Source organism: Flavobacterium sp. HTF, assembly GCF_003105115.1.
GTDB lineage: Bacteria > Bacteroidota > Bacteroidia > Flavobacteriales > Flavobacteriaceae > Flavobacterium.
Genome location: NZ_QETH01000028.1, coordinates 1 through 21,204, shown reverse-complemented (window position 1 = coordinate 21,204; position 21,204 = coordinate 1). Strand labels below are relative to the sequence as shown.

At 34.8% G+C, this 21,204-nt stretch carries 21 protein-coding genes and 1 tRNA gene; 14 read left to right on the top strand and 8 right to left on the bottom strand.

The window, feature by feature from the left end:
• Positions 1-67 precede the first annotated feature (67 nt).
• From mraY to DCO46_RS10530, 10 genes are all read left to right on the top strand, one after another.
• Positions 68-1,297: a phospho-N-acetylmuramoyl-pentapeptide-transferase gene (gene mraY, locus DCO46_RS10575; protein ID WP_116752520.1), complete on the top strand. Its 1,230-nt coding sequence runs from the start codon at positions 68-70 to the stop codon at positions 1,295-1,297.
• Positions 1,298-1,300: 3 nt separating this feature from the next.
• Positions 1,301-2,632 carry a UDP-N-acetylmuramoyl-L-alanine--D-glutamate ligase gene (murD, locus tag DCO46_RS10570; RefSeq protein WP_116752519.1) on the top strand — a complete coding sequence of 444 codons (1,332 nt, stop codon included), beginning with the start codon at positions 1,301-1,303 and terminating at the stop codon, positions 2,630-2,632.
• A gap of 77 nt (positions 2,633-2,709) precedes the next feature.
• Positions 2,710-4,029, top strand: a complete 1,320-nt coding sequence (locus DCO46_RS10565) for an FtsW/RodA/SpoVE family cell cycle protein (protein ID WP_116752518.1) — start codon at positions 2,710-2,712, stop codon at positions 4,027-4,029.
• A 43-nt stretch (positions 4,030-4,072) separates the two neighbouring features.
• The gene (murG, locus tag DCO46_RS10560) at positions 4,073-5,158 is read left to right on the top strand and encodes an undecaprenyldiphospho-muramoylpentapeptide beta-N-acetylglucosaminyltransferase (protein ID WP_116752517.1); all 1,086 of its coding nucleotides are present in this window, start codon (positions 4,073-4,075) and stop codon (positions 5,156-5,158) included.
• Between the two features lie 155 nt (positions 5,159-5,313).
• Positions 5,314-6,663 (top strand): UDP-N-acetylmuramate--L-alanine ligase, encoded by a 1,350-nt coding sequence (gene murC / locus DCO46_RS10555; RefSeq protein ID WP_116752516.1) that lies wholly within the window; start codon positions 5,314-5,316, stop codon positions 6,661-6,663.
• Positions 6,650-7,372 (top strand): cell division protein FtsQ/DivIB, encoded by a 723-nt coding sequence (locus DCO46_RS10550; RefSeq protein WP_116752515.1) that lies wholly within the window; start codon positions 6,650-6,652, stop codon positions 7,370-7,372. The genes murC and DCO46_RS10550 overlap by 14 nt, the downstream gene beginning before the upstream one ends.
• 6 nt (positions 7,373-7,378) lie before the next feature.
• Positions 7,379-8,803 (top strand): cell division protein FtsA, encoded by a 1,425-nt coding sequence (ftsA, locus tag DCO46_RS10545; protein ID WP_116752514.1) that lies wholly within the window; start codon positions 7,379-7,381, stop codon positions 8,801-8,803.
• An 82-nt stretch (positions 8,804-8,885) separates the two neighbouring features.
• Entirely contained in the window at positions 8,886-10,868 is a 1,983-nt protein-coding gene (gene ftsZ / locus DCO46_RS10540) for a cell division protein FtsZ (protein ID WP_116752513.1), read from the top strand.
• A gap of 187 nt (positions 10,869-11,055) precedes the next feature.
• Complete coding sequence (locus DCO46_RS10535) at positions 11,056-11,505, top strand: GatB/YqeY domain-containing protein (protein ID WP_116752554.1); 450 nt, start codon at positions 11,056-11,058, stop codon at positions 11,503-11,505.
• Positions 11,506-11,583: 78 nt separating this feature from the next.
• Positions 11,584-11,657 (top strand) — tRNA-Arg (locus DCO46_RS10530).
• A 57-nt stretch (positions 11,658-11,714) separates the two neighbouring features.
• Here DCO46_RS10530 and DCO46_RS10525 read toward each other — a convergent pair.
• Positions 11,715-11,924 (bottom strand): hypothetical protein, encoded by a 210-nt coding sequence (locus tag DCO46_RS10525; RefSeq protein ID WP_116752512.1) that lies wholly within the window; start codon positions 11,922-11,924, stop codon positions 11,715-11,717.
• Positions 11,925-12,029: 105 nt separating this feature from the next.
• Positions 12,030-12,401: a winged helix-turn-helix transcriptional regulator gene (locus DCO46_RS10520; RefSeq protein WP_116752511.1), complete on the bottom strand. Its 372-nt coding sequence runs from the start codon at positions 12,399-12,401 to the stop codon at positions 12,030-12,032.
• A 188-nt stretch (positions 12,402-12,589) separates the two neighbouring features.
• On the opposite strand from DCO46_RS10520, the gene DCO46_RS10515 reads away from it, so the two are divergent.
• Together DCO46_RS10515 and DCO46_RS10510 are read left to right on the top strand one after the other, a co-directional pair.
• Entirely contained in the window at positions 12,590-13,192 is a 603-nt protein-coding gene (locus DCO46_RS10515; protein WP_116752510.1) for an FMN-dependent NADH-azoreductase, read from the top strand.
• Positions 13,193-13,321: 129 nt separating this feature from the next.
• On the top strand, positions 13,322-13,603 hold the full coding sequence (locus DCO46_RS10510; protein WP_243416292.1) for a hypothetical protein: 282 nt from the start codon (positions 13,322-13,324) through the stop codon (positions 13,601-13,603).
• A 425-nt stretch (positions 13,604-14,028) separates the two neighbouring features.
• On the opposite strand, the gene DCO46_RS10505 is transcribed toward DCO46_RS10510, so the two are convergent.
• From DCO46_RS10505 to DCO46_RS10495, 3 genes are all read right to left on the bottom strand, one after another.
• Complete coding sequence (locus DCO46_RS10505) at positions 14,029-14,709, bottom strand: metal-dependent hydrolase (protein WP_116752509.1); 681 nt, start codon at positions 14,707-14,709, stop codon at positions 14,029-14,031.
• A gap of 148 nt (positions 14,710-14,857) precedes the next feature.
• Entirely contained in the window at positions 14,858-15,325 is a 468-nt protein-coding gene (locus tag DCO46_RS10500) for a DUF962 domain-containing protein (protein WP_116752508.1), read from the bottom strand.
• 96 nt (positions 15,326-15,421) lie between these two features.
• Positions 15,422-16,123, bottom strand: a complete 702-nt coding sequence (locus tag DCO46_RS10495; RefSeq protein ID WP_116752507.1) for a hypothetical protein — start codon at positions 16,121-16,123, stop codon at positions 15,422-15,424.
• A 257-nt stretch (positions 16,124-16,380) separates the two neighbouring features.
• On the opposite strand from DCO46_RS10495, the gene DCO46_RS10490 reads away from it, so the two are divergent.
• Positions 16,381-16,935, top strand: coding sequence for a DUF4494 domain-containing protein (locus tag DCO46_RS10490; RefSeq protein WP_116752506.1), 555 nt, complete (start codon positions 16,381-16,383; stop codon positions 16,933-16,935).
• Between the two features lie 47 nt (positions 16,936-16,982).
• Here the strand turns inward: DCO46_RS10490 and DCO46_RS10485 are convergent, their stop codons facing one another.
• Together DCO46_RS10485 and DCO46_RS10480 are read right to left on the bottom strand one after the other, a co-directional pair.
• Positions 16,983-18,212: a TMEM143 family protein gene (locus tag DCO46_RS10485; RefSeq protein ID WP_116752505.1), complete on the bottom strand. Its 1,230-nt coding sequence runs from the start codon at positions 18,210-18,212 to the stop codon at positions 16,983-16,985.
• Positions 18,213-18,315: 103 nt separating this feature from the next.
• On the bottom strand, positions 18,316-18,951 hold the full coding sequence (locus DCO46_RS10480) for a hypothetical protein (protein ID WP_116752553.1): 636 nt from the start codon (positions 18,949-18,951) through the stop codon (positions 18,316-18,318).
• A 339-nt stretch (positions 18,952-19,290) separates the two neighbouring features.
• On the opposite strand from DCO46_RS10480, the gene DCO46_RS10475 reads away from it, so the two are divergent.
• Positions 19,291-19,962: a suppressor of fused domain protein gene (locus DCO46_RS10475; protein WP_116752504.1), complete on the top strand. Its 672-nt coding sequence runs from the start codon at positions 19,291-19,293 to the stop codon at positions 19,960-19,962.
• A 298-nt stretch (positions 19,963-20,260) separates the two neighbouring features.
• Here DCO46_RS10475 and DCO46_RS10470 read toward each other — a convergent pair.
• Positions 20,261-21,204 (bottom strand): hypothetical protein (locus DCO46_RS10470; protein WP_207784963.1); only part of this gene is annotated, 944 nt, incomplete at its 5' end.

Below are 21,204 nucleotides of genomic sequence, written 5' to 3'. Positions count from 1 at the left end.
GGGAATTATCCCGAGGCTTAGGGATTAGAATTTAATTCGAAATTGGAATTTAAAAAAACAGAAAAATATGTTATACTATTTATTTGAATATTTTGACAAAACATTAGATATAAGCGGAACGGGAGTTTTTCAATATATCACTTTTAGATCAGCTTTAGCATTTATGCTTTCATTGCTTTTGTCAACGATTTACGGAAAAAGGATTATTAATTTTTTACGTAATCAGCAAGTAGGTGAGACAGTACGTGAGTTAGGTCTTGCAGGACAAAATGAAAAAGCAGGAACTCCGACTATGGGGGGGCTTATTATCATTTTTGCAACACTGGTACCGGTTTTGTTATTTGCCCGCCTGCATAATATTTACATCGTATTGCTTATCGTAACCACTCTATGGATGGGAACAATTGGTTTTGTTGATGATTATATTAAAATATTCAAAAAAGATAAACAAGGTCTTAAAGGGATTTTTAAAGTTATTGGTCAGGTTGGTCTGGGAATCATTGTCGGCGCCGTTTTATATTTTAACCCGGCTGTAACAGTAAGAACAGATACCGGAAGAACAGATATTTATAAAAATGTAAGTCCAACGGTAGTTTTACCAGCCCCGGTTGAAGAGAAATCAACAGCGACAACAATTCCGTTTGTAAAAAACAATGAATTTGATTACGCCGAAATTCTGTCTTTTATGGGAGAAGGATACGAAAAATGGGCGTGGTTAATTTTTATTCCGGTTGTTATTTTTATCATCACAGCAGTTTCGAACGGAGCAAATTTAACGGACGGAATTGATGGTCTCGCTGCAGGAACCTCGGCGATATCCGTGCTCGCACTCGGGATCTTTACGTTTGTTTCGGGTAATATTATTTTTTCAAATTACCTGAATATTATGTATATCCCCAATTCGGGAGAGATGACGGTTTTTATATCTGCTTTTACAGGGGCTCTGATTGGGTTTCTGTGGTATAATTCCTTTCCGGCCTCTGTTTTTATGGGAGATACCGGTAGTTTGACAATCGGTGGAATCATTGCTGTTTTGGCCATTGCGGTTCGTAAAGAAATATTAATCGTTTTGTTCTGCGGAATTTTCCTTGCAGAAAGTGCTTCTGTAATTATTCAGGTAGCTTATTTTAAATATACAAAAAGGCGTTTTGGTGAAGGAAGAAGAATTTTTCTGATGTCGCCTTTGCATCATCATTACCAGAAAAAGGGATATCACGAAAGTAAAATTGTTACCCGATTCTGGATTGTTGCAATCATGTTAGCCATATTATCAATCGTTACATTAAAACTAAGATAGAGGATGAGATTGGTAGTTTTAGGAGGAGGAGAAAGTGGTGTTGGAACCGCAATCCTCGGAAAGAAAAAAGGATATGAAGTATTTGTATCTGACTTTGGAAAAATAAAAGAAAGCTATAAAGAAGTTCTTATTATTAATGGAATAGCCTGGGAAGAAGAGCAACATACCGAAGACCTGATTTTGAATGCCGATGTCGTCATGAAAAGTCCCGGAATTCCGGAGAAATCTCCGATAGTAAAAAAGCTTTTTGCAGCCGGTATTAAGGTGATATCTGAAATTGAGTTTGCAAAACCTTACACAGAAGCCCTGACAATTGGAATTACAGGAAGTAATGGTAAAACCACTACTACGATGTTAACGCATCATTTGCTAAAATCAGCAGGCTTAAATGTTGGTTTGGGCGGAAATATCGGAAAAAGTTTTGCCTGGCAGGTAGCCGAAAATAAATACGATGCCTACGTGCTCGAATTAAGTAGTTTTCAGCTCGACGGAATTGTAGAATACAGACCGGATATTGCGATAATAACCAATATTAGTCCTGATCATTTAGACCGATATGAATATAAATATCAAAATTATATCGACTCGAAGTTCAGAATAACAATGAATCAGACAGAAAGCGACTACCTGATTTATGATGCCGATGATGAAGCGAGTACAGAATGGTTAAAGAACAATAAGACGAAAGCAAAATTAATTCCTTTTTCATTGACAAAAAAGTTTGATGAAGGAGCTTCTATAAATAACAACAAAATGGAAATAAAGATCAACCAAGAAGAGTTTACAATGGAAACAGAACACATTGCGTTAGAAGGAAAACATAATATGAAAAACGCAATGGCAGCAAGCTCCGTAGCAAAATTGATGCAAATCAGAAATGCAACAATTCGCGAAAGTTTATCTAATTTTCAGGGTGTTGAACACCGTTTGGAAAAAGTATTAAAAATTCAGAACGTTCAATATATTAATGATTCAAAAGCAACAAATGTAAACGCTACATTCTTTGCTCTGGACAGTATGAATGTTCCAACGGTTTGGATTGTTGGAGGTGTTGACAAGGGGAATGATTACAACGAATTAATGTCATTAGTTCGCGAAAAAGTAAAAGCAATCATCTGTTTAGGAATCGATAACCGTAAAATTATTGATGCTTTCGGAAACGTGGTCGATATTATGGTTGAAGTAAACAATATGAATGATGCAGTAAAAACGGCTCAAAGATTAACAGAAAAAGGTGATGCCGTTTTGTTGTCTCCTGCCTGCGCAAGTTTCGATTTATTCGAAAACTACGAAGACAGAGGAAAGCAGTTCAAACAAGCGGTACATAATCTTTAAAAATAGTTTCATGTTTCAAGTTTCACGTTAAGAGGAACTTGAAACCTGAAACAAAAGAAACCTGAAACTAAATAACAATGAAGGAGCTAGTAAACAAACTAAAAGGAGATAGGGTAATATGGTCATTTGTGGCTTTATTGGCGTTGTTTTCGTTTATGCCTGTTTTTAGTGCGAGTAGTAATCTGGCATATATAGGTCACGGAACCGGAAATACCCTGGGTTATCTGGTTAAGCATTTGGCTCACGTTTGTATAGGTTTCCTTATTATTTACTGGGTACATAAAGTACCGTACCATTATTTTAGAGCGATTTCAAAAATTGCGCTTCCGGTAGTATGGTTATTATTATTGTACACCTTGTTGAAAGGAACTGTAATTGCAGGAGCAAATGCCAGTCGTTGGATTCAGGTACCGTTCATTGGAATTACGTTTCAGACTTCGACATTAGCGGCAAGCGTATTGTTTATTTATGTAGCACGTTATTTGTCGAAAACCAAAGAAGAAAACGAGCCGTTTCAAACCTCATTTATTCAGCTTTGGATTCCGGTATTTATTACGCTGGTGCTTATTTTACCGGCCAACTTTTCAACAACGGCGTTGATTTTTTCAATGGTTATGATGTTGACGTTTATTGGTAAATATCCATTAAAATATATAGGTTTCATTATTGGTTCAGGAATTGCAATGCTGGCGTTCTTTTTATTGGTTGCCAAAGCATTTCCGGAATCAAGATTCTTTAGTAGGGTTTCAACCTGGGAAAGTCGTATTACGAACTTTACAACTGATAAACCGGATGAAGATGATTATCAGATAGAAAAGGCAAAAATTGCAATTGCATCAGGAAGATTAGGGGGATTGGGACCTGGAAAAAGTGTTCAGAAAAACTTTTTACCGCAATCATCATCAGATTTTATCTATGCCATTGTTGTGGAAGAATATGGTTTGGTTGGGGGAGTTTCAATCTTGCTTTTGTATCTATTGTTGCTGTTCCGATTTGTAATTGCTTCACATAAAGCGAATACTTTATTTGGAAAATTAGTCGTCGTCGGGCTTGGTTTTCCAATGATATTTCAGGCGATGATCAATATGGCAGTTGCTGTAGAATTATTGCCGGTAACAGGACAAACACTTCCTTTGATTAGTAGTGGGGGTAGTTCCATCTGGATGACCTGTTTTTCTCTTGGAATTATCATTAGTGTAACTAAAAAAGAAGAAGAAATCGCCGAAGAGCAACAGGAAAAAGAAAGAAGAAAAGAAGCACTTCAGAGACTGATAGACAAAGAACTGGCAGAAGAAGATCTGGTTAGCGATACAAAAGAAGAAATATACGAAGGAGAGCCAATGTATTCAATAGAGGATAATTCTAAAAATCCCATGAATGCAGTATTAAACAGATAAGTAATTAAAAGAATAGTTTTTAAGACGTTGTAACTTTAAGAATATGACAAAGTATAAATTCATACTAAGCGGAGGCGGAACCGGAGGACATATTTATCCTGCAATTGCGATTGCAAATGAATTAAAATTACAATTTCCCGACGCTGAATTTCTTTTTGTTGGTGCCAGAGATAAAATGGAAATGCAGAAAGTACCTCAGGCAGGTTATGAAATAAAAGGACTTTGGATTGCAGGTTTACAACGAAAACTGACTTTGCAAAATATGATGTTTCCATTAAAACTGGCAACAAGTTTGCTGGAGTCAAGAAGAATCATTAAAAAATTTAAGCCAAATGTAGTTATAGGAACCGGAGGTTTTGCCAGTGGTCCATTATTACAGGCAGCAGGTTCAGCAGGAATTCCGACAGTTATTCAGGAACAAAATTCATTTCCCGGAATTACCAATAAATTATTGAGTAAGAAGGCAAATAAGATTTGCGTGGCATACGAAAATTTAGAGCGTTTTTTTCCTAAAGAAAAAATTATTCTGACAGGAAATCCGGTTCGTCAGGATCTGATTGATATTGACAGCAAAAGAGACGAAGCAATTGCTTTCTATGGCTTAGATCAGAACAAAAAAACACTATTGATTTTAGGAGGAAGTTTAGGAGCAAGAAGAGTCAATCAGTTAATCGAGAAGGAATTAAAGAATATACTTTCACAAGGCGTTCAGATTATCTGGCAGTGTGGAAAACTATATTTTGAAGATTATAAAAAATACAATCAGCCCAATGTAAAGGTGATTGATTTTATTGAAAGAATGGATTTTGTCTATGCGGCCTCCGATGTGATTATTTCACGAGCCGGGGCATCATCAGTTTCAGAATTATGTATTGTTGGAAAACCGGTAATTTTTATTCCGTCTCCAAATGTAGCAGAAGATCATCAGACCAAAAACGCACAGGCAATTGTTGACGCCAAAGGTGCTGTTTTATTGAAAGAGTCAGAACTGGATAACGAGTTCAGTATTGTTTTTGAAGCCTTATTGAAAGATGATGGAAAACAAAAACAATTAAGCGAAAACATAAAAAAAATCGCTAAACCCAATGCTACAAAAGACATTGTAAACGAGATTAAAAAGTTGTTATAATGTAATTTTTTAATAAAATTATAGAACAGTAATAGAAAAGCAGAATGCTATTTTAGGCATTTTTGGATGTTAAAACAAGAAAAAATATAAAGGCTTAACAGTTAGTTTTTTAGAAAATAAAAACAAAAATAACAGCCTTTAGAAAACAAATAAAAATGAATTTAAATCAAATACAAAACGTTTATTTTATTGGTATTGGAGGTATAGGAATGAGTGCCCTTGCCCGTTATTTCAAGTATATTGGAAAACAGGTTTCAGGTTATGATAAAACGCCATCAATGCTGACGAATGAATTGATTGAAAGTGGTATTGATATTCATTTTGAAGATAATATTAGTTTGATTCCTAGTGATTATTATGTTGAGAATACCCTGGTGATTTTTACGCCGGCCGTTCCCAAAACACACTCAGAATGGAACTTTTTTATCGAAAGAAATTATGAAATTAAAAAACGTGCTGAAGTTTTAGGGATCATTACAAAAGACACTTTTTGTTTTGCTGTTGCAGGAACACACGGAAAAACAACGACGTCTAGTATTTTAGGTCATATTTTGCACGAAAGTGGAGCAGATGTAACAGCTTTTGTCGGTGGAATTGTAGAGAATTATAATTCTAATTTAATCGGAAACGGAAAGACTGTAACTGTTGTTGAAGCAGATGAATTTGACAGATCATTTCTTCATTTACATCCGGATATTGCCTGTGTGACCTCTATGGATGCGGATCATTTGGATATTTACGGAACGAGTGATGCTATAGAAGCTTCTTTTGTTGAATTTGCAAATAAAGTCGAAAATAAAAACAATCTCTTTATAACCAAAGAACTGCCTCTTGACGGAGTGCAATGTGCTATAAATGAAGATGCTGTATATAAAGCATTCAATGTCCGCATAGAAAATGCTAATTATGTTTTTGATGTTCAGACACCATCAGAAACTATTGAAAATTTGCGTTTTGGATTACCCGGAAAACATAATTTAATGAATGGACTGATGGCTATTGCAATGGCCAAAACCTATGGAACCCCAACCGAATCCATTGCAAAAGCCATTGGCTCATTCAACGGAATCAGAAGACGTTTTTCATACCAGATTAAGACAGATCAACTGGTTTATATAGATGATTATGCACATCATCCGACAGAAATAAATGCAGTACATCAGGCCGTTAGGGAATTATATCCGGGCCGTAAAGTGTTGGCCGTTTTTCAGCCGCATTTATTCAGCAGAACGAGAGATTTTGCTGATGGGTTTGCAGAAAGCCTTTCTGCTTTTGATGAAGTGTTTTTAATGGATATTTACCCGGCACGCGAGCTTCCGATGGAAGGGATTACATCAGAATGGCTGTTGGGGAAAATGACAAATTCGAACAAAAGAATTGTTGCAAAAAATGATTTACTGGAGCTCATAAAAGACAGCGATGCGCCAATAATTGTAACAATAGGAGCTGGTGATATTGGTGAAATGGTTCCATCAATCAAAAAAATGCTAAATGAAAATATTTAATTGGACAAATATTCGATTATTACTCATTTTTGGGCTTGTACTTTTTTTGTACTCGTTCGCTCAGCATAGAAATGGGAATAGAAAATTAAAAAAATCTACTGTCGTTTTTGTAGGGGAAAATACGCTTTTCGTAAGACCGGAAATAGTTAATAAATTGTTGATAGAAAATAAAAAAGACGCTTCCAGTATCCGAAAAGATGAACTAGATTTGAATAAGATTGAAAAAAACCTTGATACGCAAGACATGATTGAAAAGTCAGATGTTTTTGTAAGTATCGACGGTGTTCTAAAAGCAGTAGTAAAACAGAAGACCCCGATTGCCCGTATTTATGATGGCACCAGGTCTTTTTATATTGACTATGAGGGTAATAAAATGCCTTTATCGGACAATTTTACGGCGCATGTTCCGCTTGTTTCTGGGACAATAAATGAAAAAAATAACGAAGATTTAGCTGCCCTATTTCGCACAATTTACGACGATGCGTTTTTGAAAAAAAACATCATTGCGATCCAAATTATGCCTAATGGTAGCTTAAAAATGTTTAATAGAAATTACGATTACTTCATCGATTTTGGAAGAACGATGAATGTTGATAAGAAATTCAGAAACTATAAAGCCTTTTTTCAAAAAGCAGTTTTAGATAGTTCGTTATATAAATACAATAAGATTGACCTTAGGTTTACGGAACAAGTAGTTTGCACAAAATAATAGAAAATGGAAAAAGATAATATTGCAGTAGGTCTAGATATTGGAACGACAAAGATAGTTGCCATGATAGGCAAGAAGAATGAATATGGTAAACTTGAAATTTTGGGTATAGGAAAATCCAAAAGCTTAGGTGTTGCCAGAGGTGTAGTAAACAACATTACACAAACCATTCAGTCTATTCAGCAAGCGATACTTGAAGCAGAAAATAATTCAGGTTATAAAATAAAAGATGTTGTTGTAGGTATTGCCGGGCAGCACATCAGAAGTATTCAGCATACAGATTACATCAGCCGTAGTAATCCGGAAGAAGTAATTGGCGAAAATGATATTCAGCTCCTAATCGATCAGGTTAATAAATTAGCCATGTTACCGGGAGAAGAAATCATTCACGTTTTGCCGCAGGAATTTAAAATCGACGGTCAGTCTGAAATTAAGGAACCAATCGGAATGTACGGCGGAAGATTAGAATCCAGTTTTCACGTGGTAGTCGGACAGGCTTCTTCAATCAGAAACGTTGGAAGATGTATTCAGAGTTCAGGAATTGAATTGTCAGGACTAACGTTAGAGCCATTAGCTTCTGCAGATGCAGTTTTAAGTCAGGAAGAAAAAGAAGCTGGTGTTGCGCTTATCGATATTGGTGGCGGAACAACAGATTTGGCGATTTTTAAAGACGGAATCATTCGTCATACAGCTGTAATTCCTTTTGGAGGAAACGTAATTACAGAAGATATTAAAGAAGGATGTTCCATTATTGAAAAACAAGCCGAGCTTTTAAAAATAAAATTCGGATCGGCCTGGCCAGGAGAAAATAAAGACAACGAAATTGTTTCTATCCCAGGGTTAAGAGGCAGAGAACCAAAAGAAATTTCGCTTAAAAACTTATCTAAAATTATTCACGCACGTGTAGTGGAAATTGTAGAACAGGTTTTTGCAGAAATCAAAGCTTACGGTCACGAAGATCCGCGTAAAAAATTAATTGCAGGAATCGTTCTTACCGGTGGTGGAGCTCAGCTAAAACATATCAAACAATTAGTAGAGTATATTACGGGAATGGATACCAGAATAGGATATCCAAATGAGCATTTAGCAGGAAATTCGAGCGAAGAAATTTCAAGTCCGTTATTTGCCACTGCAGTTGGTCTGGTTATGAATAGTATTGAAAACAGTACGCAAAGTGCTGTTAGAATGGAACTTGTAAATGAGCAGCCAAAAGTAGTTTACAGAAATGTTAATACCCAGCCGCAACAACCGGTACAACAGCGATACGAAGTTGAAGAAAACTACGTTGAAAGAGTAGAAACTTTTGAACCGCCAAGAGAAATTAGAAATAATGTGGCTGTAAAAGATGAATCTACCGAAACAAAAATCAGAAGGTCATTTTTTGACCGATACGTTGATAAAATCAAAGATTTTTTAGACAACGCAGAATAAATAATAAAGAGAAAAGGAATTACTTTTTGCCCCAAGTCAGGAAGTAAAAAATGTATTTAATAAGAATTTCAAAACCAAAAAGATGATGAGCAACTCAGAATTTGGAAATATTTCATTTGATTTACCAAAAAATCAATCAAATGTAATTAAAGTAATAGGTGTCGGTGGAGGCGGAAGTAATGCTATAAACCACATGTTCAAGCAAGGTATTAAAGGGGTAGATTTTATCGTTTGTAATACAGATTCACAAGCACTTCAAAACAGTGCTGTACCAAATAAAATTCAGTTAGGAGTAAATTTAACAGAAGGTCTTGGAGCAGGAGCAAATCCTGACGTAGGACAGCAATCTGCTATTGAAAGTATCTCTGAAATCGAAAAAATGTTAGAGCGCGGTACCAAAATGGTTTTTATTACCGCCGGTATGGGTGGAGGAACAGGTACAGGTGCAGCTCCGGTAATTGCACAATTGGCAAAAGAAAGAGAAATTCTGACAGTAGGTATCGTAACAATTCCGTTTCAGTTTGAAGGGAAAGTGCGTCAGGAACAAGCGCTTTTAGGAATCGAAAAATTGCGTAAGCAAGTCGATTCATTAATTGTAATTAATAATAATAAGTTAAGAGAAGTATACGGAAATCTTGGTTTTAAAGCAGGATTCTCAAAAGCGGATGAAGTTTTGGCAACAGCCTCAAGAGGTATTGCGGAAGTAATTACGCACCACTATACTCAAAATATCGATTTACGTGATGCCAAAACTGTTTTAGCAAACAGCGGAACCGCTATCATGGGATCTTCTGTTGCTTCGGGCGAAAACAGAGCAAAAGATGCAATTGTTACTGCATTGGATTCTCCGTTATTAAACGACAACAAAATTACAGGAGCCAAAAACGTATTGTTGCTTATCGTTTCTGGATCTAACGAAATCACGCTTGATGAAATCGGAGAAATCAATGATCATATTCAGGCAGAAGCAGGTTATAATGCCAATATCATCATGGGAGTTGGTGAAGACGAAACTCTTGGTGAAGCTATTGCTGTAACTATTATTGCTACTGGTTTTGATGTAGAACAACAAAATGAAATTGTAAATACTGAACCTAAAAAAATTATCCACACGCTGGAAGATGAGCAAAGAAGTGTTCATAATCTGACTAACAGACCGATTACTTCTTTTGATCTAAATGCTGAAACACCAGCAGCTCCGGCAGAACAAAAGATCGTTTTTGATTTGATGGAAGATACGGTTGCTCCCGTAATACCTACTCCGGTTGCTGTTACTCCGGTTGCTCCAACAATCAATCAGGAAGAATTAGTGGTTATGTCTGAGTTTATCAAAAACCTGGATGTTACTTTTGAAATCGTTTCGCCAATTACGGATATCGATTTTAAAATTTCAACTCCGGAAGTTCAGTCATTTCAGGAAATAAAACCAGTTCAGCAAAGAGTTTTTGAGAAAGAAGAACAAACTACTTTTTCATTTGATCTGCCTCTTTTCAGAACTGAGCCGGAAGTAAAAAAGGAACCGGTTGTTGAGGACACTAAAATTTTGTTTGAACTGACAAACGAAACCCGTAATATAAAAGTTAACGACCATGTACAATTTGTTCCTGTAACGGAACTTTCTGATAACGGAATTATCAAATATTCGTTAGAAGAATACATGGAAGTTGAAAATGATTTAGTAGCGTCTAAACCGGTAGAAAAAGTAATTGAAGATGTGGTTCCTGAGGAATTGAATATCACACTTAAACCAAAAGTTGATTTTGCACAAGAACCGGCTTATACAACGGTAAATAATGTTTCTCCGATGGAATTGACAATCGAAGAGACTTTGCGCCTTAGAGCTGAAGAAAGAAGAAAGAAACTAAAAGAATTTAATTATAAATTCCATAATAATGTTTCAAGAATTGATGAACTTGAAAAAGAGCCTGCTTACAAAAGACTAGGAATCGACCTTTCAAATAATCAGTCAAATACAACCAATTCAAGAATATCTGTTGGTACTGATAGTAATAATGATTTGCAGTTGCGTTCAAATAATTCATTTTTGCACGACAACGTAGATTAAGGTTACAATTATAATAATAGGATAACCCGAAGATTGGATTTAATTTTCGGGTTATTTTTTTTATCTTCGCACAGAATTTGAGAATTTGACTTTCTTTTGATGAATAAAAAGAATTTTGAGTTTTGTGAAGATTCACCTTTCAAAACAATATCAATTTATAAGCACTGCTTATTTAAATAAAAATAAAATGAGTCTACAGGCACAAATAATGGACGAAATCAAAACGGCCATGAGAGCAAAAGATACAGTAGCATTAGAAGCATTAAGAGCGATAAAGTCTGAAATGTTATTAGCTGCAACTGCAACAGGATCTAAAGAAGAATTAACAGAAGACGAAGAAATTAAATTGCTTCAGAGACTGGTAAAAACGCGTAAAGAAAGCGCAAGAATTTTTACAGAACAAAACCGTCCTGATCTGGCTGAACCAGAATTGGCTCAGGTAGCTGTAATTGAGAAGTTTTTACCGGCACAATTAAGCGAAGCTGAAGTAGAAGCTGTAATTGCTAAAATTATTGCTGAAACAGGTGCTTCCGGAATTGCATCTATGGGGAAGGTTATGGGATTAGCATCTGCACAATTAGGCGGAACTGCTGAAGGAAAAACCATTTCTTCTATAGTTAAAAAACTATTGTCATAAAATTCCAAATATAAAAATTCCAAATTCCAATGCAAAACCTGGAATTTGGAATTTGAAAAATTGAATATTAAATAAACTGACCGCGTAGTTCAACTGGATAGAATATCAGATTTCGGCTCTGAGGGTTGGGGGTTCGAACCCCTCCGCGGTCACTAAAACAAAAAATAAAAAGCCTGCAAAAATTAAAACTTTGCAGGCTTTTGTATTATCTAATTTTTAAAATTCTCTACTCTTTTAGAATACAAATTATTACCAAAAATAATTGCTCCCATTACAAAAGGAACAAAATGTGAGATTTGCCAGAAAAGATCAATTCCTGTCTTTAGTCCTTCATCTGTAATTTGGAAAATTCCAAGTCCAATAAAGAAAAGAGAGATTGCAAATAGGCAAAACTGAATCTTATAATTTATCTTAATCATGTTTTTAAATTTATTAACCTAATATGATTTACTTCTCATAAAAGTATAACATTTTGAATAAATTTCAGTTAAATTATGTAAGAAAAAGCTTTGCTTTTGAAAACTTTATTTTCGCATACTTGCCTTCACTTTTTCGCGATGCTGCTCGCCCCAAATGCTTAATTCAGTAATAACACTTTTTAAAGTTGAACTATAATCAGTCGCTTCATAAATTATAGTTACGGGAGTTGTGGGATAAACATTCCGTTTTATAAAATCATTCAGTTCTAAATCCTTGAGTTCATTTGCCAGTACTTTTGGCGAAATCCCGGCAAGTGCATTCTGGATTTCGTTAAATCGTTTAGGCGATTGTACCAGACAGAGAATCAATGGTATTTTCCATTTTCCGTTTAAAACATACAAAGCGTCTAGTATATTTCTTAACGAACTATCACATTCTTGTTTGGTTGGAAGCACTTCATTTTCAACTATTTTCATAGGTACAAAGATAAGCACTTTCCTAAAAGTAACCGCTTTCCTTTTGGTAAGTCATGCTTTTTGAGCTACTGTGGGATGTAATTTTGTTGATCATAAATTCTGTTATACAATAATCAAATGATGAATATTAAAAGCAGTCTTTTAGAATTTAAAGAAAACAAAAACTATTAATTAATTACATTTTTTCTATGAAAAGAATCCTTCATTTAATGTCAAGTTTACAAGGCAACCAGTCATATAGCATCAAATTAGGTCATGCCATAATCGAAAAAATTCAGGAAAAATATCCTGAAAACACACTCGAAGAAGTAAACCTCGTTGATTTGGAAATTCCGCATCTGACTCCCGAAGTTCTTCGTACATTTTTTATTCCCGATCAACAGCTGACTCCGGAAGAAAGAGAATCTTTGCGCCTTTCTAATGATTTGGTAAAGCAATTACTAGCGGCTGACATTATCGTTATTGGTGCTCCTCTCTATAACTTCACCATACATACATCCTTAAAAGCATGGATTGATCATATCACCAGAGCCGGAATAACTTTTGGATATGGAGAAACCGGCCCTGTCGGATTGGTTACAGGAAAGAAAATTTATGTAGCAATGACTTCCGGCGGTATTTATTCTGAAGGCCCGGGTAAGGCAAACGATTTTGTGATACCTTTTCTAAAAGCTTTCCTCGGATTTCTGGGAATGACAGATCTTACAGCAATTCGTGCAGAAGGCTTAAAAGTACCACAAGTACAGGAACATGCTATGGAAAAAGCAATTGAAAGTATACTAATAGATTAAATCATTAGCCTCATTATGTTCAAAACATCTTAGTATCCCTAAGATGTTTTTGTTTTAATTTCTTTCTCGATTTAGAATTGATTATTCTTATATTCGTTCAGGAAAAACTAACCTGTTTCAAAATTAACCATGAAAGAAAAAATTAAAACCATTCAAATTATTCACCTTGCCGTTTGTGCGGGCGTAAGTTTAGCTTATTTTTTTATTGCAGAGCCCTCTGCTCAATATTTAAAAATTCCGACTATAGATGCTACATCAGTTGTGTATCTGATAATACCGGTTCTGGCAATAGTGATGGGTAATTTTATTTTTAAATCGCAATTAAAACAAGCAAATCCGCAATTAACTCCCGAAGAAAATTTACCGGTTTACCAAACAGCATCCATTGTACGATGGGCAATTCTAGAATGAGCAGCGTTTGTGATATTGTTTGTAAAGCCTGATTTTCTATTAATTGGAATTTTACTCATTATTTATTTGGCTACATTGAGACCAACAGAAGAAAAAATCACCAACGATTTAAAAAATACTGCGCGATAACTGCTCAAATAATTTTAAAAATATTTCAATTGAGACAAAGAAGATCTTTTTTTGTCTCAATTTTTTTTAGGAGCTAATCCAGCCATCCACTATATCTTTTCCTGGCTAAAGAAGCCAGAAAAAGGATGCCGTTCCTGTCTGGGCTAGGGCACCGGTTTTCAAAAGCAAAATCCGGAAAAACTATTTTCAGAAAATGATTGTAAATATGTATTTGAGCAATTTAATGAATATATCGTCTGACTGTATTTCGTTAAAAAGATAACATTCAGTGAAATACAGAGAAAAAATGACTAAGCTCACAGCTCAATTGTACTGCCGATTTTAGGTAAATAAAGATTCAGATTTGCGTTTTTAAAATCATTTTCTGCCTTTTCATGATCCATTACGATAAAACCAAAAGTATCATAATGAACCCCTAATATCTTAGAAACCCCAACAAGCTTAGAAGCCTCAATAGCTTCTTCAATACCCATAGTGAGTCCATCGCCTATTGGAAAAACAGCAAAATCAAGCGCAGTAAATTTCGAAATCAGCTGCATGTCAAGCGTCAGTGCAGTGTCACCACTGTAATAGAAATTTCCATCAACAGTAGAAAGCACAAAACCACAGGCAATTCCGCCATAAGAACCGTCCATAAAGCTGCTCGGATGCTGGGCTATAACACATTTTACAGTCCCAAAATCAAAACTGAATTTACCACCCGGATTAATCGGATGCGCATTTTCAATTCCGTTTTTTAAGAGCCAGTTATAGATTTCGAAATTTCCCAGAACCTTCGCTCCTGTGTTTTTGGCAATTCTTTCAACATCTAAAATATGATCGTAATGTGCATGCGAAATAAAGATATAATCTGCTTTTATATCGTCTACATTAATATCTTTTGCTAATTCGTTTGGCGTAATAAAAGGGTCAAAAAGAATATGTTTTCCGTTTGCAAAAACAGAAAAACAGGAATGCCCATAATAAGTTACTTTCATAATAATTAATTTTTAAGATTAATAAATACTTATTAGTAAGCCAAAAATATACCAAACGTATATCTGTCTAAACAGAATGAGGCTGCAAAACTTTACTGCTTATAAATTTCCAATTGGCATAAAACTCATTACTTATAGCCCTTAATTCCTAACTTTTTCTGGAAAACAAATTCTCGACAACCCAAGCCGGCCCGATCATCAAAAACTGAAGATCTTTTAAGAAAGAAGGTTTTTTGCCTTCAATATTATGGCCGTAAAATTGCCCGATCCAGGCGATTACAAAAACACCAATAGAGAACAGCCACAAAGGCACAAACTGACCAATGTAATAATTGACAACGAGACAGATTGCCGAAAAAATCGCAATCTTGACAGCCATTGCAACCGATAACCGGATATAGAAAATAAGCACAAAAAGCAAAACCACAACAGCCCAGTTTTCTATAATAGGCGCATTGAGTTGTAAAGTATTGGCAATAAATCCACTCGGAATGCTCATTAATAAGCCTACAATCGAAAAGTAAATTGCCGGAACACATACATAATGTATCGCTTTGTTTTTCGGGTTCTGATGGCTTACTGCGTATTCTTCAAACCATTGGTCTAATGTTCTCATAATTTTGGGTTTAGTTAGTTATATAACAAAGCTATAGAATTTTTGCTCACTTTGTTTTTACATCCCAAAAATTATACATTTCACAAAAATGTATGGCTAGAATATATTATTGCCGTCGCTTATCAATATCAATTTTTTAAACCGGCTTCGGTCAAAATCGATACGGTTTACTTTTACCGCAATCGGAAAATAAATACCAACATTAGAGGTCATTTTTAGTGTATTCTGATTGCTTATCGTAAAATCCAGTTTACCGGTAGCAATATTATTCAGGCTCGTTACCAGTGCAGCGTCCAAAGCAAAATTATTTTCGATATCCACGACAAGGTTTTTGGCAAATACAGTTCCTGTGATCAGGAGGAGATTATTGCGGTTTGCATTTTTTAGAAGTGACGGATTTGGGTGCAGAAAATCGGCGGCATACAAATATTCTTCAACATTTCCGATAGCATATTCTTTTGTAATTGAATTTTCATAACTAATCGTTACTGTTTTGCCCGATTTGATTTTAGAAGTTATTTCAAGAGAGCCAAGGCCCAGCGTTCTCAGAATTTCCTCTAAAAGAGTAATCCCGATATTAAATCCGTAATCGTCTTTTTGAGTTCCGTTTACATTCAGTGTCGGGTTTTCAATTTCGGTCAGGACAACATCGCTCTTAAAAGCGTGATCTATACTTGCATAATAAAGCTGCGCTTCATCAAGAGGTTGTTTGAGCCATAACTGCAAAGGCTTATGATTTCTTACGGGACCTTCAATTAAATCATAACCTTGTTCGCTTAAATACTTGGTAAGTTTCATTTTGTAGTTTTTAAATTTGTATAAATAGTTTTGGGGTAGATACTGTTTTTATAGATTATCCTTACAAATTTAGAAATTATTTCGGAGTTTAATTTACTGTTTGGCATAGCATTTTGATTAATAAAACATTAAGAAAGCAAAATGCAGCAGAAAAGCCAAAACTAAAATTTAACTCAAATTGTGAATATCTATTTTTTGAATTTACCGTTTTTATGTTCGCTAAAATCTATCTTTGGCATCCTTAAAAAATAGAAGAAATGAGCGCAATTTGGTACGAATGCAAAGTAAAATACAGAAAAACAGATGAGCTTGGCGGGCAAAAAGTGACGACAGAACCTTATTTGGTAGATGCTGTATCGTATACTGAAGCAGAAAGCAGAATCAATGAAGAAATGGCGGCGTATGTAAGTGAAGAATTTAAAATCACGAATATAAAAGTGGCAAACTATGCCGAAATACATCCGTTTGAAAATGCCGACCGCTGGTTTAAATCAAAAGTATCCCTTATGGCTTATGATGAAGAAAGCGGTAAAGAAAGAAAATCGAATATGTATCTCCTGATCCAGGCCAATGATGTAAAGGAAGCTTACGACAATACGATTACGGTAATGAAAAATACAATGGGTGATTACACAATCCCGGCGATTTCAGAATCTCCGATTATGGATGTGTTCCCGTATTTTAGCGGAGAAGAAGGGGAGCTGGAACAACTGGAAAGATTCAACGCCCTAAAAGCTTCAAAACCTGAATTGGTTGCCGTTGGTGATGCCGGAGAATCTATAGAAGATCTGGTAGAAGCAGAAAACGAATAGATTTACAATATTATACAACAAAAAGAGAACTTAATAGTTCTCTTTTTTTATTTCTGGTTATAATCAAAAACGTTATCCCATAATTCGTCAATTTTTATAAGGGCTTTATCGAGCGGTATAACGTCCCATTTTCCGTTGGTTTCTATTCCGAGGCCAATACTTTTTAATTTTTCCAAAGCGTCTTTTACATCAAAATCAAGCTGTGTTTTGAGTTTGGTTTCAAACCATGATTCTATTTGCAGATCAAGTTCTTCGGCAGTTAATGGCTCCGGGCTTCTGTCCAGAAAGGCATATGCCAGAATAGTTTCTTTAAGCACTTCTTCTTCAGATGAATTCAGAAGCGAATAAAAAGCACCACTGTTATTTCCAAGATTTTTAAAATACAGACTGTCAGAAAGCATTTTTCCGTACCTGATTTTTTTATTAATGAAATTGCTATACTGGCGGAACAGATACGCACAAAGAATTCCCAAAGCAATCAAGCCCTGATTCAGCGAAGCTTTACTGTTTAGCAAATCAATTGCTTCTCCCGATTGATACGCAGCGTACATGCCAATTAAGGCAGGAATTACCGTTGTGCTTAATAATGAGATTCCGCCACCGATTCCCGGCACCCAGAAGAATAATTTATCCCGGGTTGACATTCTCGGAATTGCGTTTGGAAAAATCGTTTCCAAATCATTTTTAGGAACACGTTTAAATATTTTCAATCCGATAGAACCCGGATCAACAGGCATTTTTCCTAATTTAACCTTTTTCTCTTTCAGGTAATCGGCTTCGTTATAATTCAGGTAGATCATAACTCGGTCGTAGTATTCGACCTCAATTTCCTTTTTCCAGAAAATATATTTTTTAACGGTTTCTTTTGCTTTATGGCTTCCGCGAACGTACAGCTCATAATCCTTAAAAGCATTAAAATCTATAGAAAGATTCAAACCGATTAAGTCAGATTCTTTAAAAGCTTTGTCTAAAGTTTCCTTTTCTATCCGGGTATAGTTACCATGTTTCAAAACCGTAAGCAGCGTTTCTTTAAAAACAGAAAAATCACTTTTGCCAATAAATGCTTCTCGTTCCTTTTCGCTTAGGTCCGGATCAAACAAAGCATAATTTTTTTTCAGGTTTCGGTTTAGGTTAAAGGCTTCGTAATGATAATAATGTTCGACAATATCGAATAACTTTTTAAAATCATCAACTTTCTTTTTGTCTTCAGAAAAAGCGGCAATTTGTTGTTCGAGTAAGAATTCTTTATGAAAGGGAATATAATTTTCTCGTGTCATATAAGTTCAGGCTTTAATTCGTGGCATTTATATAAAACAAAAATACCACCCGAAATTTGATTTTTGAGCGGTATTGGTATTAAAGTTTAGTTATTTCAACTCCTTATGATTTTATTATCCTGAAACGTCCCGGATATTTGTGCCAAAGGCTTTTTTTGTTGCCATAATAATCCATAAAATCTTCGCAAACAAAAACTGCATGAGCATTAGACCAGGCCACAACACCACAGTATTCGCTTCCGGTAAGTCGTTTTAACTCTTGTACCTGTTTGCCTTTTTCGAATCCTAAATATTTATAAATAGTCGGGGTATATACTTCACCGTCTTCTAAATTCTCCAACGCTCTGTCAAAAGTTTTCTGCTTATCGATAATCTGTTTGTATTTGGCCATTACCGCATAAGTCAATACGGCATAATCCTTGATTCTTTCGCTGTCTTCATTGAATTTGATAAATACAAAACCGGCAGAAAATTTGGCTTTGTTTAATTCATCCGCTTTTAGCTTAAACGTTGCATTATTTTTTAATGTTATCTGATATAAACTGTCGGTTAATTTCTCAGCCAGAAACAGGTTATCTAATCCGTAAATGTTCAGGGATGCTTTAATAAAGGCAATAGAAGAACAATTGGTACGTTCTCCCTGTTTAAAACTTTCGAATATTTTATCAGAACTCAGTTGTGCGTAAGAATTTGAACAGGCAAATATTAAAAACAAAAATGTCGAAATAATAGATCGCATTGGCATTAGGTATTATAATTTGTTTTCCCAATTGGGTTTGGTAAAAATGTGGATTTTTGCAAAGCTATAAAAATCAAATAATAATTGATATTTTTAACCCTTAATTAACTATTTTCATCCTGAAAATTACCTTTTTAAGCATTTCTTTTGTTAATGAGTGATATTTGAGAACGTATTGATTCATAATCATTAGGCCCTGATTAAAGTTTTATCATGGGTAAGATATTTTATCCGGTTTAAAACAACAGGAACTATAGCGAAAGTATTATTTCTTTAAAAAGATTTCGTTAGTTTTACAAAGACCTTTTACCAAAAAAGCAGCATTTAAAATAAAATTATATGGACAGAGATATACGCAAAGATATTAATGGAGAAGAGCATTTTTATGAAAATATAGAAAGCCTCGACCAGCATCTGAATCAGTTTTTTGAGGAAGATGAAATTACCGTTTTTCATGAAATACTCTCGTTAGATTTTCATTTAGATGTCTTTTTAATAAACCAGGCCGATAATGATTTTAATATTTTAATCACTTCCGGAATGAGTTTATTAAAAATGAATGTACCCGAAAGTATAGAAAACCCTGAAGATTATCATTTTTGTGAACTCATGTTGTTACTCCCTAAAGAGATAGAATTTCATGAAGTATATACAGGAAAAGAAAGAAACAGCTGGATTATCTCGATGCTGAAAGCAGCAGCGAGAGTGCCGCATCAAAATGAATCCTGGCTGGCTGTCGGGCACAGTTTGCAGGCTACAACAGATTTGGAACCTTATGATGAAGAAACCGATTTTTCGGGCTGTGTTGTACTGCCGTCGGTAACATTTGAGGAAGATTTTACAGAATTTTACAGTGAAGACAGAAAAATAAATATCTATAGTTTGTTTCCGGTATACAGAAACGAATTAGAATATAAAATTGAAAACGGCTATGGCAAATTTCTCGATTTGCTGATTAAAGCGAACACAAAAGAGGTAATGGATCTGCAAAGAAAGAATCTGCTGAAATAATTACAGACTTTAGATTTGTCTTAAAATAAAAAGTGAGATTTAAATCTTATGAAGGATTAAATCTCACTAATTGTTCCAAAAAAAGTTTTTCATTTACAATTCCTTGCGGATAACTAAAAAATTAAGGTTAAAAATTATTCTCTGCAATTTTAGCACTAATTTTTATTCTGCATACACGTATAAATACCTGTTTTTATGTTTAATTTCAAAAAAGTGTGTAATTATAAATGATTTATCTTACAGAATTAATTTTAAATCTGATTAAATGTTATTAATTGATTGTAATTCTTTCTATTTTTTAATTTGCTTTTAATGAAGATTTTCCAAAACCATAGTTTATACCAAATAAAGTGAAGAGATTTTTGTCAATTCCAAAATTAGTTCCGTATGCACCCGTTACATATAATCCGTCACTTATTTTATATTGTATAGAACCCACTTTTCTCTCACTGTTCAAATTGCTTTTATCTGAATAATCCCTTTTTATGTACTCATAAGAAATAGATAAATCTTTAATGGAATATTCTAATTTAAATCCCAAATCAAATGCATCTTCACGTTTGAACACATCCAAAGAGCCTTCTTCTAATAAATTGTCACTAAGTAATCTGGCACACAAAATAAATGCGAGATTATCATTTAGTTGAGCTTTATCAACGCTAAAGGCATTCAGGGCAGCAGTCGCCCACAGACCACTTCTGTTAAAACGTTTTTTATTTGTTGCGTTGTCCGGAAAGGCTTCAGAATAAGCAAAGGCGACATCAACCTGAATTAAAGGAAGATCATCCAGCTCCTTTAAATAATTCTGGATCAGGGTATCTTTTTTGATATTTTCTTCTAACAAATCAGGAGCCTGGTTTTCAAAATCATCTATCTTTTTCTGGATAAGTGTCCTTTCGGCAATCGCTTTCTGATATTCGGTATTAATACTGTCTTTTACAGCATCATCAGTTTCGCTTTTTAGTTTTGTATAGAGTGCCCTGATTTTATTATCGATATTGTTTAACTCTATATCCAGCTTATCAACATCATTTTGATTTGGTCGTAAGTCGGCTATTCTTTTAGAAAAATTAGCCAGGGCATTTTTTAATTTTTGATTTTGTCTTTCGTTTCTGTAAGTAATCAGGTTTGTCTTTAAACCAAAAGCAATGTAGTTTGTATTTTTAATTAAACTCCCCGAAGTAGAATCATTAAAAACCGACGCAAGAGAAATACTCATTTTGTTGAATATACCTGTAAATG